Raw genomic sequence first — 14,864 nt, 5'->3', positions numbered from 1 at the left:
CGGGCCGTGCCCATCTTGACGCCGGTCCAGCCGTTCTCGTTGTGCGAAGCGGTCACCATCGCTACCGACGGCACGTCGGTGATGATGATTGCTTTAGCGCTCGGTATATGCAGTTCGAGGGCGGTGTTGTCTCTAGGTCGAGCCGCTGAATCCATGTTGGAAACTCCGCACTCGCGGCAATATCAACGAGATGGACCGGCTGAACTGCGGTCCAAAGCGCCCACGAAACCAAAACAAATAGATATGGAAAAATCGGCCCAGATGGCCGCCACGCAGCCCCACAAAAAGGAACTAGCAATGGAAATAGAAGTTAGCATGAAACCGGTCGAGATGGAAATATTTATAGGCGAACTCGGTTTTAGTACTTTCGATCTAGATCCATAGCGATTAGGATTATTCATAATATAGCCCTTATGGCCTACTACAACCACCTTTATTTAATATTGTAGTGATTTGCAACCGAACCTCGTCATTGGGGACCAAGCGCATATGTCGTTTTTCAACGAACGTATCCGGCGAGCCCTTGAAATACAGTTTTTTTGATTGCCATCGAGCTTTCCGAGTAATGATGTAGGAGTTTAATTCCAACGAGTTAATCAGATATACGCATGCTGCGCTAACCAAATATACTTATGTGGAAAACTTGAAATTACGTCTTTTTTGGCATTATTATACATTCTGGCGAAGCTGACGCCCGCACCCGAGGCGGAGTACTTCGCGAACGAAGAAAACCGGCTTGATTTCTGAGGATGTGCAAGCGTCGCGTCGAAACTCACTGGTTTTCACGAATGCTTCCTGCTGGCGGCGTCGCAGTGCGGTTCCCGGCGATGCCAGTACCGGTGAGCCCGAAAGGCCGAGACGCATTCCGGCGGTCACCGGCGATGGAACAAATGGCGCATAGGGGTGGCAGTGATGTCGGTCCTTGTCACGGGCGGGGCAGGCTACATTGGTAGCCACATGGTCTGCCTGCTCATCGATGGCGGTGAAGACGTCGTCGTGCTCGATCGATTGTCGACCGGCTTCCGCGAGGCAGTGGCCCCGGCAGCCTGCTTTTATGAAGGAGATATTGCCGACCGTGGCCTCCTCCGGACGATCTTCTCCAAGAATGCAATTGAAACGATCATTCATTTCGCCGGCTCGATCACCGTTCCGGAATCGATCGCCGATCCGCTGTCCTATTACGAAAACAACACCGTCAATTCATGCGTCCTGATCGCCGCCGCTCTTGAAGCCAAGGTGCCGTATTTCGTATTTTCCTCCACGGCCGCGGTGTATGGCACGCCGGAGAACGCCGGGCCAGTGGCCGAGACCGCAGCGCTGCACCCCGAGTCACCCTACGGCACATCGAAAATGATGACCGAAATGATTCTGCGCGACATCGCGGCCGCATACGACTTCACCTATACGGCGCTGCGCTATTTCAATGTTGCAGGCGCAGACCCACATGGCCGCACCGGTCAGTCGACAGCTGGTGCCACCCATCTCATCAAGGTCGCGACCGAAGCCGCGCTCGGCAAGCGCAACGGCGTCGAAGTGTACGGCACCGACTATCCGACGCCAGACGGGACCTGCGTGCGCGATTACATTCACGTCACGGACCTCGCAAATGCCCACTTGAAAGCCCTGCAGCGCATGCGTGCCGGCGGCAGGTCGATCATTGCGAACTGCGGCTATGGCCGTGGCTTCTCGGTGCTGGAGGTACTGGATCAGGTCAAAGCGGTCTCCGGGGTCGATTTCCCGGTGCGCAAAGGGGGCCGCCGGCCGGGGGATCCAGTATCGATCGTCGCCAACCCCACCGTCGCGATGCAGGAACTCGACTGGAAGCCGCAATATGATGATCTTTCTGTCATCATCCGAACGGCGCTCATCTGGGAAGATCGCCTTCCCACAGCGCCGTGCGTTTCAGACGCACGAAGGATGCTGTAGCACTTCAAAACGGACGGCTTCTGGAGTGGATAGTAAAGCCGGTTGGCACCTTTCAAAAAGCGTAGGACACGATTTCAACAACCTCGGGATTTCTGGGGCCGCGGTTGCACCGACGGTTGGAAGCGGTGGCGCGACAGTATTTTGCGACGGCTCTGATGAACGACTGGTTGAATCGCCCATCAATCCTTCCGATGCGAGCCCCCAGCTCTTTCAAACGGGCCTTCACAACGTAAGTGAACAGACTTGAATTGACTTTGGGCAAATCACGTACGATCTGCCTGCGTTCCGGCTGAGAAAGAGCCGACAGACGCTGGTTGAGATCGGCGAACGTCCTGGTCTTCGCTGTTGCCGCGGCAAAGAGAAATTGCTGAACGTTCGTTGCCGGCACAGGCAGCATCTCGAGCGATGCCGTGAGCAGTGCCTTTGCCTTTCTCGGGGCCTTTCGCACAAGCCGCTCCTTGCCGTCCTGCTTGCCGTCCCGGTAAGCTGCTACTAACGCGAGCAAAGCCTGGCGATCACCCTTGCTTCGCGCCTCTTCGAGAAGACTAAGAGCCCCGGACGGATCCCTTGCCGTGCCATAGCCGTAGAACATCGCGTCGGCGAGGGCGACGGCGGCCCCATCGACACCTTCATTTGCTGCCCGACGCAGGCGAGCGGTTCCGTTTGCGGCGATTCGTTTCCGGCCGGCGGAGGCCTCAAGTACACCCAGAGCGATGGCCGCACCACGATTCCCCGCCTCCCAGGCCTTGCGGTAGGAGGCTGCGGCCTTCGCGAGGTGACGCGAGCCGAAAAGTCCTTTGCGGTAGCCGTCACCGAGGCGGAGAAGTGCCGTCGTGCTGCCTCGCCCGGCAGCCGATTCATAGTAGTCCCTCGCCAAACTCGCATCGACCGGCACGACCTCGCCCGTGCCATAGTGGTCGCCGAGAGCAAGCAAAGCCCGCGCTTCACCCCTTCTGCCAAGGTCGTGAAGTTCTGCCAGCGCGCCGATAACGTCTTTCCGCGTGCCCTGGCCTCGCGCTTGCATCTCCGCAATTTTCACGGTCGCGTCGATGGAGCCTTTCGCCGCTGCCCGCCTGTAGTGTTCGATGGCGAGGGAATAATCTGCTGGCACATCCTCCCCGCGTGAATAGAGATCTCCCAGTCGCAAATAAGCCTCGGCGGAGCCAAGTATAGCGGCGGCCCTCTCCAAGGCTGTTAATGCCAGATCCGACCGCACGGCTATACGTCCAGACAGGCATAGGCCAGCGAGAGCCTGTAGCACACGCGCATCATCGGCCCGCGTCAGCTCCTGCAGCGCGGTGAAGCCAGCCACGATGTCGCGTTCGGTTCCTTCGCCGCGAATTTGTAACTCGGCGACCCTGAGTTTGCCTTCCAGATTGCCTTGCGTTGCGGCTTTGGTGTACGCCTCGAATGCTCTTTCAGGTTCAGGAGCTCCCTCGAGGAATTGTCCCCGTAAATACAGATTACCCACTCCAATCAAAGCGCCCGAATCGCCGAGGGCAATAGCGCGTTCATAGAGATTGAGCGCGAGGCGGCCGTCAGGTAGGTCCGCAACGGTGCCCGCAATCGGAGACGGTGCTGAAACCGCTAAGAGCGCATCAGCGCCCGCCTGGCGCAGCATCTGCTGGTACTCGCCAAGATGGCGCTCTACGGTCGTCCGGTCGATGCGCCGTGCAATGTAGAGGTCGGCCAGTTCCGACAGTGTGCGTCCGAGTGCAGGCTGCGCCTCGTCCGCCGGGAAGTTTGTTGTCAACGCGCCGGTTGGTAACTCGTCGCCCGATACATTGCCCGACGTCCCGGGAAGAATCGACATGCTCAGTAGGAGGATCGCTCCAGCCAGGCCAATCCGCAGGGAGCGGCGCATCACGGGTCGCCTTCCGGTCCGCCGCTCCGAAAGGTCCGGGCCAGAGAACGGTGCAAAGCCCGTACCCGCCGTGCTGCTCGCCACCCTCGAGCGATCAAACGGTCTGCCGGCGGCGCGACTGGAAGCCTCGATGTCCCGATGAGGTCAATGAGGTCTGCGGGCGCGATGTCGCTTGTAACGGTAACACGCGACAGTTCGAATAGGCCCTCCGTATCAGTGCTGAGGGCATCGCCCACGCGGCACGCCGCAATATAGCCCACCTCCTCCGCGAGCCTGCGGATCGTTCTGGAGGCATAGCCATGAGGATAGGCGAACGTCGCAACCGTGTGGCCGAGCCCGTCCTCCAGCGCGAATTTGCTGTCTTGGATCTCGCGTGTCGCCTGCTGGCGCGTAAGTATATCGAGCTCCGGATGGCTCACCGTGTGCGCGCCGATCTCTATGCCAAGCCCATGCAGCTCGCGCAATTTCCGCCAATCCAGCATCGGACGGTTGCCTTCTCCAAGGCAAGTGAGCCAGCGGCTGGTCCTGCCGACGAATCCGGAGACCACGAAAAGCGTTGCCCGGAAGCCATGCGAAGCCAAAACCGGCATCGCCCCTTCGGCAAAATCCAGCAGCCCATCGTCGAACGTGATGAGACAAGTGCTCCGGGACACTGGCTGGCCACCTCGCCGCAACAAAGCGAGGTCCTGAACTGTCATTGGTCGGTAGCCGCATTCTGCCAGCGCGCCCATCTGAGCTTTGAATTCGGCGGGCAGTATCGACCAGTGGCGATACGCCGGCGCGAAGTCTTCGCTGACGCTGTGGTAGAGCAGGATTGGAATCGCTTGCATCTTCAGGTTTCCTTGCTTGCGATCGTATTGCTGGAACTCGCAATGCTGCGTGCCCGGTCGTCGCGTCGCATCTTCGAAAGACTGCGTAGATAGCCGGGCACGCCTGCAACGATGCCGAGACGCTCGATCCAGACCAGCCGTTCGGGATAATCGGATGGCAGCCGAAGCCTTTTGATTGAAAAGGGGCCGGCCATATGAAGGATGCCGGCTGGCAGGGCAGCTGCGAGCCGAAAGAATCGACGCGGATCATCCAGGAGGATCTTGGTCAGATACGCCCCGAGGCCCAGGCCATAGCAATAAGCCTGCCGACGCATTCCGTCCTCTCCCCGCCGATGATGATGCCAAACAATCCCCTGTGGCTGATAGACGAGTCGGAACCCGCCGCTGATGATCGAGAAAAAGGCTGCGAGATCGTCGCCGCCGCACGCCAACGTTCCCGCTCCCAATGCGGAGTCGAAACCGCCAACTTGCTTCAAGGCACTGGCACGGAAGGCCATATTGGCCCCCGAGCCGAATTGCCCCGCAGTGAAGGGAAACAGCGCTCCCTTCGGCCGGTTCACCCCAAGGTCGTAGGTCCGGGGTCGGAGACCTTTGCCGAAGCCGCCATGCCGCTCCGCCCAGACCTGTGCCCGGGTTTCGAGTTCGGCGGGCAGGATCAGACCGGTCACGCAGCCTACCGCCGCGTCCTCCTCCATCGGATGAGCCATCGCGGCGACCCAGTAGCGATCGAGCACCACGTCATCGTCGGTGAAGAGCACGAGGTCGCTTGAAACATGGCGAAGACCCGTATTATGGGCGCGACCGAGCCCCGGTGTCGGTTCCAGGACATGCCGTACACGTCCGCAATAATGCCTCGCGAGGAGATCCGCCGTTGCGGTCGACGCCGGCGCGTTGTCCACCACGATCACCTCATCCGGCAGGCGGGTTTGGTCGAAAAGCGAAACAAGGCAGCGATTGAGACTCTCGGCCCGGTCTCGCGTTGCGATGATCACGGCGATCCGTTGGTCACGACACCGCCGGTCTAGAGAGATGGAGGGTGAAGGATGAAGAGACCCGAGGGCGGCCAGCACGTCTGCTGTTGCGACGACGGGGCCCGGATGATCCAATTCAACGATCGACAGGGGCTGCACCCCGGAGCGGACGAGGCAGAAAACCCCCCCATAACCGTCGTTCCCTTCGCCGGCCAAGGAGATCGATGGAGGCGGATTGGCGATGTCGATCGTGACGACCTTGATGGGCCGGAAGGCTCTCAGGCTCATGTGGTCCTCCAGGCGCCGGACAGTTTCGCGGCCGCATAACCTCCCGCGGTCAACGTCAGACCAGCCAGGATGCCGGCCGCGCGCGGCAGGCCCCAGGGGTCCAGCCGCAGCACCGCGTCGAGCAACGCCCGCGCCACCCCTTTCGGTAGAGTGCGTGTCACGTAAATGCGTTCGGCGGACAGCCCGGCACCCGCGCCGAGCGACTCGACCAGCGCATTTTTAGAACGTCCCTCCGCGAGACAGCGCTTACGGAAATAGCCCCAGTTCGATCGTCCGGGCGGCACGCGATGATGCACTACGGCTTCGGGATCATAGAGGATGATGGCGTCGGGCATGCTTCGCCGAGTGCGGATGCATAAGTCAGTCTCCTCGCAACCGGCCGCGTCCTGGCCGGTGCGTCCGAACCCCTCGCGAAAACTCCCGACCGTCTCGAAAACCGTTCGGCGAAACGACATGTTGCAGCCTATTGGGTTGCGGACAGGATGCAGGCTTTGCGGCAACCCGCGATAGCTGCACCCCACCACCCACTGGAACTCCTCCGGAAACCAGGGAGGCCGGCCATCTTGCCAGAGCGGCAAGACCTTACCACCGGCGGCGACCACTGCGGGATCGCCGTAATGCCTCGCAAGCCGCCCGAGCCAAGCAGGCTCGGCGATCGCATCGTCGTCGAGAAAGGCGATCACAGTTGTCCAGGTTCGGCGGATGCCGGCATTGCGTGCGCCGGAAAGCCCGCGCGTGCCATCGTTCGGGACGACCTCGACGTGCGGGAAAAACTCGCGCGTATCGTGCAGCAGGCTTTCGTTGTTATCGATGACGACGACCACCTGGTCGGGACGATGTTCCTGTTCCTGGACGGAGCGTATCGCCTCGTGCAACTGCTCGCGTCGCTGGTTGGAATAGGCGCAGATGATAACAGCAATCGATAACACGACCGGAATCTCAACGTGGCTAAATAGGGCGTTTCCTTATTACGGCTACAGCTTTGCCGCCGGAGGTGAACCCCAACCGGACGATGGTCTTCAGGACGCGCCAGCCGTCGGGGAGGGTTCGCAAATTGCTCACGCCATGGATGCGCGCGTGTTCCCGACTTGGCAGCTCGACGATAGCCAGCTTTGTTTGGAGTGCACGAATGCTCATCTGCGTTTCGATCTCAAATCCCGGAGCGATTTCGACGCCGAGATAGGGCAGCACATCGCGCCAGAAGGCATTGTAGCCGTAACAAAGGTCGCTGTAGCGGCCGCCGAAGCGCAACCGAACAAGATGGACCAGCCCCCAGTTCCCGAGCCGCCGGTACCATTCCATGTCGCTCGTCTCACCACCTTGGAGAAAGCGCGACCCTTTGACGAAATCGGCCCCAGCAAGGAGAGCGCCGACAAAGCTTGCCATCTCTCGGGGATCCGCTGAGCCATCGGCGTCCAGCGTGATCAAGATGTCGCCTCGCGCGGCGGCGAAGCCGGCTGCAAGTGCCGCGCCCTTGCCAAGCCGCGGTTGCTCGACGACGACGATGTCGGGCCTGAGCTGCCGCGCCACGGCAACCGTGTTGTCGTCGGAACTTCCGTCTACCAGAATCACCTCTTCCACCCACGCCGGAATGCGCGGTAAGACATGCGGCAAGTTATTGGCTTCGTTGACAGTCGGGACGATCACGCTTACGCTCGGCACAATCATCGTGTGCGCGGTGTCGTGCGATCTTTGTCTGTGTGACGCAGAATTGCGCATCTTTGCACACGCTTGAGTAATAGCAAGGTGCAATAGACCTGCATCGACCATTGGTTCGGCGATCAGAATTCACGCGGTCGCTCGATCCAACTGGCAAACATCTTCTTAGCCGCCTGGCGGGCAAAGCAACCCCACCAGCGGCAGATCACTTCCCACACTTCTTTATAAAACATCCAGAATACCGTGGCGGCTCACGAGAGTCGAATAGTCACATTGGATTACTACGTCTTAGCATCCTGGCTATTTACTTGCGCTGCTTTCGTTACGAACGTGCGCGCCAAGCGCTCGCGGACGGCCACTGAGCTGCCTGCCCCGTCTCAATTGCGGCGGGCGCCCGGAATGTCGGCTAAACCTTGCTTCGGCTTCAGCAGCGTAAACACCTTCACATTCGGAGAAGCGTAAACGACGATGAATCGCGGTGAGACCAGCAGCGCATTCTCGATGCGATCGAAGTCTCCGCGGTGCATGTACCCGCCCGCTTCAAGATAGGCTTTCTGGCTGCGAGTAAGGATTACATAAGCGTCTTTCCACCGCGGGTCGCGCATCCAGCGAGCCAGGACCCCGTCCGGGTCGTCTACGATCCTTTCTTTCGTCCGCTCACTTTCTTCGGAGATTGGGAGATACGAAAAGTTCTCGTAGTTCATGAATTGAGAAGGATAGCTGCGGGCCCCTTCGATTAGCAGCGAGCCTGGCGGTGCAGTCGAGTAAAGCCACTCGGAGGCAGCGACCTCATCCAGGGTGAACCGATATTCGCGATCCTTCCCATCATTGGCGAAAAGCAACCCGACTGCTGAAAGGATGCAGGCGACGCCGAGAATCGGAAACACCAAAGCGGGTCTGCCGCATCGAGGCGACGGGAAGAAGGCCGCCGCCGTGAAAAAGGCCAGGAACGGCAGCGAGAACAGATAGACGCGGAATACAGACTCGCCCCCATAGGCGACAGCGAGGAATGGTGCCGGCGAAAGCACCAGGGCGGCGGCGGTTAGGTCCCAGTACCCCCGCTTTAAACGGCGCAACCCACCGTAAAGAGCAAAAAGCAAGATCATCGTCGAAAGCACGCGCCCGACCCAGACGACCCAGGCGCGGTCGGGGCTAACGAGAGCAAGATTGGCTAACTTCGAGGTCGCCTCCGAAAGCTCCCCAAATGAAGCAATCTGGCTTTGCAATTGCGAGTAAACGAACGGTGCCGCGCCCCACAGGAGCCAAATCGTTTCAGCGACGAGCGCGAAGACAAGGTAGGACGGCGCGATCCATCCGAGTATTACGAGCAAGCTGGCCGAGAGAATGACAACCAGTGGCGTCAATTGATGGGTAACGACAATCGCGAGAATCGTTGCCATTGCGAGGGCGGCAAATAGCGCAGCGGGAAGCCGCCCCACCTCTGTCGATTTCAGTCCTGCCGGGGACGCAGGCGGTCCGAGGCGATTCAACAGCCGCGGACGAAGCGTCGCGATCTTCGACCTGCTCTGACGCAGCGGCCCGAGAAAGAGACCGAGCAGAACCAGATAGAGCAAGAATGTTATGCCCTGGGGCGAGAAATAGTCCTGGCCGATCCAATTGGCGGCGACGAAGAACCAGCCCGCTGTCAGCAGCAGGCGCCTGTCCTCTGTGAAGCTTTCCAGCAGCCAGAGGAAAACTGCCAAAAGGGCGATATTCAGTGCGACCGGCGTAAACTGGAGGACGGAAGCAAGGTCGATGGGACGCGCATCGAACAGATCGGCGAACCAGGCGGTGACGACGAACAACCCCGGCCAGTTGTGATAGGCCGAAAGGAAAGAGGCTGCCGGATCGACGGTCCCATGCCGTTGTATGTAGTCAACAATGCCGAGATGTTTCCAGGCCCAGGAATAGCGCAGCGTCTGATATATGATCGGGGGCGTCGCGTGCAGGATGAAGATCAGCGCGACGAGATAGAGGTAGGGAAGAACGCTGTTCACCCGGCGGTAGGCCACCTGCCACGCAAACCCGGTGCAAAGCAGCACCAGCGACAGATAAAAGGCCGGCGGCAGTATCGACACGAGGCCGAGATCCGTCATGCGGTTCGGGTCTATTGTCGGCAGTGTGAGCTTCCAGAGCAGGATCGCCGCGGCAAGCAAGGCCACTGCTACCGCGACGTATGCTTTTTCGACCACATCGGCAGTGCGTGAGACTGCCTCTAGCGCTCTACGCTCCGTGGCGCCGCCGCCGACGGCTACCTCTACGGCGGGCGCGGTGCGCGCGAACTCGGCGACAAGCTCATAGACTGAGGCGCGAATCTCATCCGTCCGGTCGGCAACGGCCGCGGCTGCCACGGCTCCTTCCGCCTTCCATTCGCCGGGCCTGTCGGCGCTTGTCTTCTCCGCCACCGCAGCTGCGTTTCCGCGATGACCGCGGGGGCCCGCCGGTGCGACGCCTCGAGACCTTCGACCGTCGCTCCTCGCCGGCGGCGGCCCCGAGGCGGCGGAGCCGCCTTGTCAGGGCCCTCATCTTGGACACCGGGGACGGTCACGGCTAGGCCATTATCGATTTCCCGTAGCCGCCGCGCCGCATTGTCGAGTTGCTTCTGCGCTTTCTCTATACGTCTGGCAAGCGGACCCATCCCCTTGCGGGGCCGCTTTTCAGGCTTGGCCGCGGATCGGCCCGCACTCGGTTTCGTTGCGGCCGGCGCTACCTTGCGATGCTGTTTTGCCTTGCCCTTGGTGGGTTCCGGGGTTAGCGCGGGGGCTGGCGGCGCTTCAGGGCTTGCGGGTGCTGGCTGGCAGTCAGCGCGGTTGCGCTTGTCTGATGTACCTTTCCGATGGTCCGTTTTCGGTTTCCTGGACATCGCTGCGACTCACTGTGGCAATGCCGCCTTGGCCCTCGACGCGTGCATCTTCAGACGTTTGAGGCCGGTGGTAACGGCCGACAACAGCCCGCCAACGGTCTCGGAGTCCTGATTGTAGCAGGCAAGGACCAGGTCGACGTTGATGGACACCCAGAGAGGCTTGTCGGCGAAGCTTGATGATTTGGACAGGTTTGCCGAGACGTGCCGCCACCATGCCAGCCCGCAAAGCGCTCGAATGACTGCGCGGTGGCGCAGGGAACCGTAGGACGCCTCAATCACTGCCCGCAGCGAAGCCATGCTTAATTCTTCCTGTCGTGTCAGCGCTGGATTCTGAAGCATTTGCCGCACCACGAAACCCAGTTCTTCGCCGCTGCGCAGCGCACGCGCGGTGAGAAGCATGAACATTGCGTCGATCCCCGGGGGAGCGTCGCACGAAGCAGCTTCCCAATCGATGATCGCAACCAGCCGGGCGTCGGAGTCGCCCGGCCCCACTGCGAAAAGGAGATTGCCTGGGCTAAAGTCGCCATGGCCGAGCCCGAGAGGCAGGCGCCGCCCCGCCCAGAACTGACGCTGCTCCTTGAGGAAGCGGGCGAGCCCGCCAGCCCGCGCCTTATCGTCCAGCAAACAGCACGGCACCTTCCTGGCGGCTTCGACGCCGCCATCGACCCAACGCTGCAGCCATTGTCCGTCGATGGTTTTTGTCATTGCCGTGCGCGTGTGAATTTCGGCGATACCAGCGACAGCGCATGTAAGCGCAGGGAAATGCAGGCCGCCTGATGAAAGAACGGCGCGTCCGTCCTCACCCGGCCATGCATGCTCCGCCAAGCTGACCTCCGATGTCGCAACGTGGCAGGCAACGATCTTCGAAAACTCGAAGCCGAGATCATCGAGCAGGGCCTCGGCTCTCAGGGCCTGCGCGCGCAATATATGCCGAACGAGAGCCCGCCGCCCCCCGGCCGATCTCGAGGATTTGAAGATCAAGTCCCCGCCATCGAACTTCGATGCCTTAAACAGTCCCGTGCGCACGTCGCTCTCACGGCGGAATTCGCGAATGGTGCGGGGATCCACATTGCCAAGCCGTGTAGCCGCGCAGAACCGCGCGATAGCGACTTCGAGCGAGGCCGAAGATCGCTCAAAAGGCGCGATGCTGCGCCAATGCCGCACCAGCGAGGACAGCAGGCGAAGGCAAAGTTCGAGCCGACCCGTCGGGCCGAGACGAAGCGAGAGATCGGCCAAGAGGCCGACCGCAACACAGCAATGCGCGACCAGCCAGGCGGCAGCCATGCCGACGGCACCGGCGGCGATCACGAGCGGCGTACCGAGGCCGAGCAGGATTGCGAGCGTCGCGACCTGCGCGGTTGCCACGACTTCTGTCCGGCCGGTTGCTCGCGCTGCGGCGAGCATGAGCGTGACGAGGCTCCACGGCAGGCAAGACAAGGCGAGAAGCCGCGGCAACGTGGAACTCGCTCCCGCATATTGCGCGCCAAGCAGCGACAAAAGCAGCGGCGCACCGAGAAGGAGAACGGTGACGCCCGCCAGAAGCGGCGCGGTCGCGTAGATCAGCGCGTCGACGGCCAGCTGGTGCAGCCTGCCGCGCTCGAAAGCTGCCTCGGCAAGCAGGGAAATGCCCATGGAGCGGCTGACGAGATAGAGACCGTAGGCGACTTCCCAGGAGATGTAATAGACGGCGAGTTCACCCGGGCCGCCGTAATGCAGTACGATAAGCGGCGCGACGCCCATCGCTGCCATGGAAGCCAGAGTTCCCGCATAGTCCCAGCCGAAGTAGCGTAGCAGCGCGTGACGATCGGGCCCGGAGCTTTCCGCTCCCGAACGGTGCTGCGGTAGAAAGCGGACGAAGATCAGCCAGTTGATCAGTGCAAGCAACAGGGGAAGCGGCAACACCCACACGGCATATAGGCCAGAGCCGAGCAGGGAGGATCCGGAAAAGAGCGCAAGCAGCAGTAGCTTGGCGATGGAAAAGATGGCGTTCTCGACTGGTACGACGGTTGCGCGGCGCAGCCCGGCTAGCACGCTGTCCTGTAGGGCGAAGAGGGTCCAGGCGACGGTTGCGACGACGAAAGCGGCCATTGAAAGCGGCTCGTCGCGCAGGAAGCTTAGTTCCGTGACGAAATGCGGAATGACGAAGACGACCAGCGCCGACAGGAGTGCCGCGGCGGCGCCGGCGACGGCATAGGCCGCCAGCACCAAACGCAGGGCGTTGCGTCCCGCGGGAGGCAGGTAACGGTTCAGGAAATTACCGAGGTTGAGCTGGGAAATGTTGCCGAGCGTCAGCATGGTGGAAATGAGCGCCGCCCCCAGGCCCACCTGCTCAGGCGTGTAAAGGCGGGCCGCCAGCCCCCAGAAGGCGAGCCCGAGCACCGATGTGAGCCCGGCGCTCGCGATCAGTGCATAGCCGTTCCAGATCAGCGGCGAGCGCACGACTGCTGGCAAGACACGCCGCACCTGCAACCGAAGTGACGGAATCCTCGCGCGACTTTGGGGTTGGCTCAGCGACATCATCATCCATCCCGTTGCCAGATGCGCACGTAGTCGATGAGATACTCGGCAGGGAATTTTGTACCGTCCGAGGGCGACCCAGCCCACTCTCCACCGACGGCAAGGTTGAGCAACAGGTACATGTCCTCGCTGGAGATCGAGCCGGCCTCCGAATATCGCCACACCTCCTTGCCATCGAGATACCAAATGATCCTGTCCTGATCCCAGGTCAGGCTATAGACGTGCCAGTCCTGCGTCAGATCTGACGTCTTGACCTTCTCGCCCACGCTGTGTTTTTCGCCAGCCTGGTCGCGGTAGTGATAATGCACGCGCAGCGTCGTCGGAGAGTCGCCGAGCGCCTCCATTACGTCGATCTCCGGTCGCGACTCGCGCGTCTCCGGTAACAGCCAGATTGCCGACCACAGACCCTTGCCCGCCGGGATTTTCGCCCGAACCTCGACGTGCCCGTAGCGGAAGCGGACGCGCGAGGACCGGGGCAGTTCCTCGTAGTCGCGGCCGGTCGTTACCATTCCCGAAGTATATTCGAAGGCGCGCCCCTCGAAGCCGATGACCTTTTCCGGCCTCGCCTGCAGCCGTAGAAGTCCGCCGTCAAGGGAGACGTTCTCGGGCCGATACCATTGGAGTTCCTCATTCCCGAGATTGGTGCAACCGTCTTTGTTCCACCAATAGCAGGTGGTCCATTTCTCCTGATTGAGGCTCACCACGTCGAACTCGTCTGCGAAAATCAGCCGCCAGGCGCCATCCTTAACAAGCGGAGTTGGCTCAGTAGCCAGCCTCGGCAGCAGTATGAAGATCAGTAAACACGCAACCCCCGCGAGGACAGGTAACCACTTAGGGTGCATCGCGAAACCCCAGAATGCGTTTGACGGCCCCTCGAGCAATCCCGTCGAGCCGGGCCAATGGAAATCGCTCGAAACGATATTCGGCATAGGGAACGGCAATTGCTCCGAAGCGGCATTTGAATTGTGCGATCGACGTGGAATTTCCGGTCTCGCCCATATGGTAATGCGTGCTGCCGAGACGGCACGCGTCCTCAATCGCGGTCGCCTGCAGCAGATCTGTGGCCTTCGTTTCCCCGGCAAGCGGTTCGTCTATAGCACCTCTGGTGTAGTGCGCCTGCCGGTCCATTAGAATAAGGATCGCTGCTGCCGGTCGTCCGCGCGCGCGGGCTACATACAGACGAAATCGGTCGCCCATACGCGCGGCAATGGTCGTGAATTTCGAGCGCGAGTCCCGGCGCATGCCGCGGAATTGCGCGAGCGCCGCGGGTTCGTGCTGCTTGCGCGCCCAGCGAGCGAAGGAGAGTTGGAGCATCCCATGGAATTCGTCGATCAGCCCCTCGCTGTTGCCCACATCCACCTCAACGCCTAGTCTTCGTGCGCGGCGGATGTTTGTGTGCGCATTGCGGTGGAAGCGCCCGCGCACAGCGTCGAAACCTCCCGAGAGGTCGACGACATGCGCGAGCCGGGGAATGGACGTCCACGCCGGTCTGGCCGCCGCCGCCCAGAGTTCGGCGGCGAGCGGGTTCGGCCTGATCCTGACGCCCAGACAGGGCAAGGTTTCGAGATGCGCGAAAATAGACTCTAGCTTCGCGGGTGTGACGACGCCGTCCGACAGGATGCCGCCGAACCCCCAGGCGGGCGGCGGTGACCAGGCGTAGCGCAACGAGCCTATGCCCCTGGTGAACAGGGGAAGCACAGCGCGGCCCCCGTCGCTGAACTCATAGAACTGCGGGCTGCTGCGGAAGTTGCCGGCAGCTACGACCGCCTCCGCCCATTCAGGCGACAGGCTGGCCATCGCCTCGTCGTTCCGATGATAGATTTCGCGCCAGACGGTCTCAGCGGCCGGGTTATCGAGACGAGATAGACCGACGTTAGCCACGGACTCACCATCCATTTCGTGCGATAATGCGGTCGCAAGGAGGTGCTAACCCAGTTATGCGGCAA

The 14,864-nt window shown here is 61.1% G+C and carries 11 protein-coding genes; 2 read left to right on the top strand and 9 right to left on the bottom strand.

Annotated features, from left to right (window positions below):
* On the top strand, positions 1-384 hold a 384-nt coding region (locus N181_RS33750; protein WP_162267711.1), incomplete at its 5' end, for a hypothetical protein.
* Positions 385-912: 528 nt separating this feature from the next.
* A complete protein-coding gene (gene galE, locus N181_RS16460) occupies positions 913-1,926 on the top strand; it encodes a UDP-glucose 4-epimerase GalE (RefSeq protein WP_060563590.1) in 1,014 nt (337 codons plus the stop codon).
* Positions 1,927-1,978: 52 nt separating this feature from the next.
* Here the strand turns inward: galE and N181_RS16455 are convergent, their stop codons facing one another.
* The 9 genes from N181_RS16455 to N181_RS16415 form a co-directional block, all read right to left on the bottom strand.
* A complete protein-coding gene (locus N181_RS16455) occupies positions 1,979-3,790 on the bottom strand; it encodes a tetratricopeptide repeat protein (RefSeq protein WP_037434092.1) in 1,812 nt (603 codons plus the stop codon).
* Positions 3,790-4,620, bottom strand: coding sequence for a polysaccharide deacetylase family protein (locus N181_RS16450; protein WP_050994683.1), 831 nt, complete (start codon positions 4,618-4,620; stop codon positions 3,790-3,792). Before N181_RS16450 ends, N181_RS16455 begins: the two co-directional genes overlap by 1 nt.
* 2 nt (positions 4,621-4,622) lie before the next feature.
* A complete protein-coding gene (locus N181_RS16445) occupies positions 4,623-5,807 on the bottom strand; it encodes a glycosyltransferase family 2 protein (protein ID WP_157750335.1) in 1,185 nt (394 codons plus the stop codon).
* A gap of 68 nt (positions 5,808-5,875) precedes the next feature.
* On the bottom strand, positions 5,876-6,808 hold the full coding sequence (locus N181_RS16440; protein ID WP_050994681.1) for a glycosyltransferase family 2 protein: 933 nt from the start codon (positions 6,806-6,808) through the stop codon (positions 5,876-5,878).
* A 19-nt stretch (positions 6,809-6,827) separates the two neighbouring features.
* A complete protein-coding gene (locus N181_RS16435) occupies positions 6,828-7,526 on the bottom strand; it encodes a glycosyltransferase family 2 protein (RefSeq protein WP_234885892.1) in 699 nt (232 codons plus the stop codon).
* 389 nt (positions 7,527-7,915) lie between these two features.
* Complete coding sequence (locus N181_RS16430) at positions 7,916-9,889, bottom strand: hypothetical protein (protein ID WP_141322142.1); 1,974 nt, start codon at positions 9,887-9,889, stop codon at positions 7,916-7,918.
* A 521-nt stretch (positions 9,890-10,410) separates the two neighbouring features.
* Positions 10,411-12,852 (bottom strand): phosphotransferase, encoded by a 2,442-nt coding sequence (locus N181_RS16425; protein WP_157750336.1) that lies wholly within the window; start codon positions 12,850-12,852, stop codon positions 10,411-10,413.
* Between the two features lie 68 nt (positions 12,853-12,920).
* Positions 12,921-13,619 carry a glycoside hydrolase family 16 protein gene (locus tag N181_RS16420; protein WP_162129902.1) on the bottom strand — a complete coding sequence of 233 codons (699 nt, stop codon included), beginning with the start codon at positions 13,617-13,619 and terminating at the stop codon, positions 12,921-12,923.
* Positions 13,620-13,749: 130 nt separating this feature from the next.
* Positions 13,750-14,814 carry a GNAT family N-acetyltransferase gene (locus tag N181_RS16415; RefSeq protein WP_037436077.1) on the bottom strand — a complete coding sequence of 355 codons (1,065 nt, stop codon included), beginning with the start codon at positions 14,812-14,814 and terminating at the stop codon, positions 13,750-13,752.
* Positions 14,815-14,864 lie beyond the last annotated feature (50 nt).

Origin of the sequence: Sinorhizobium fredii USDA 205, assembly GCF_001461695.1 — a bacterium.
In the GTDB taxonomy this organism is placed as follows: domain Bacteria; phylum Pseudomonadota; class Alphaproteobacteria; order Rhizobiales; family Rhizobiaceae; genus Sinorhizobium; species Sinorhizobium fredii.
Note: the sequence above shows the minus strand (reverse complement) of the source record. Positions and strands in the feature narration are given on the sequence as shown.